Here is a 989-nt window from a genome sequence, read left to right as displayed (position 1 = left end):
TAAAGCTCGAATTTACCCTGCATGCAATGGCCTATAACTTATCAAGAGCGGTTGCTCTGATATTATGGATGATTTTTAGTCTATTATTTGTACAAACTAAAATCAGAAAAAGAGAAAATCTGCACGGTGGGATATTGTTGAAAAAAAATTCCACCCCTTTTGCGACAGCCTCTATTATGGTGAGGCGTAGCGAGGGAGCCAAAAGCTCGCCGGTTTCTTGTACGCCGGTCTACTAACCTTGTTACGTCTCACCACCCCGTTTAGTAGCGGCTTGGTGAGGTTTCACAACCTGTACAAGAGGCCGCAACTATGGCTACCATTCAATCTTGCTCTAAATTTATCGATACTTATTGGATATTTCCTAAAAACTCCAATAGGCCTTCTAGCAAAGTCTCATTCACTCGTAATGACCATCGTATATTCAACGTGCTATTCAAGGACGATCGGCTTATCTGGGCTGGACGTAAGCCAGTGATGGAGGGGACGGCATGAGAACCTTCGACTTATCTAGCATCTCTGAATTACATGATGTGTTTCCAGAGCTAACGCCAGCCCAATTTGAAACGGCAATATTGTTCTGCCTTGGATTATCTCAAGGAGAAATAGCTCATCTACGTTCTGTTAGCTATCCAGCAATAAAACAGACGTTGGAAGATATTAAAATCAAGTTAGATTTCTATTCACTCAATAGCTTACTCGCCATGTTTCAGGTGCGTCTGTTTATCTTTGTGCTGGAAAAATGCAAAGTTGAGTATCGGAAAGATTAATCGGTAAATCGCTTCAAAGGCTCAATCTTCTTTGAGCCTTAACACACTACGACAAGAATATCTATCTCCATAATATAGAGTACGAAAAATATAAATAGGACTTACGCAAATTTCACATAAAATAGAATAAAAATTCTGTAGAGTGTTACAAATGAAACCAAGCCGCTTAAATTACTGCCAGTATCTAATGATAAGCCAAATCAATTATACCTTGACGAATTT

The 989-nt window shown here is 39.4% G+C and carries 2 protein-coding genes; both read left to right on the top strand.

Going from position 1 to position 989, the window contains the following annotated elements; genetic code table 11:
* Positions 1-236 (top strand): hypothetical protein (locus tag CBG25_RS00505; RefSeq protein WP_290603711.1); only part of this gene is annotated, 236 nt, incomplete at its 5' end.
* A 252-nt stretch (positions 237-488) separates the two neighbouring features.
* Positions 489-767 carry a helix-turn-helix transcriptional regulator gene (locus tag CBG25_RS00500; RefSeq protein WP_290603709.1) on the top strand — a complete coding sequence of 93 codons (279 nt, stop codon included), beginning with the start codon at positions 489-491 and terminating at the stop codon, positions 765-767.
* Positions 768-989 lie beyond the last annotated feature (222 nt).

The sequence above is a fragment of the Arsenophonus sp. ENCA genome (genome assembly GCF_002287155.1).
Lineage (GTDB): Bacteria > Pseudomonadota > Gammaproteobacteria > Enterobacterales > Enterobacteriaceae > Arsenophonus > Arsenophonus nilaparvatae.
The sequence above is the reverse complement of the archived record's forward strand: the minus strand, read 5'-3'. Positions and strand labels throughout refer to the sequence as shown.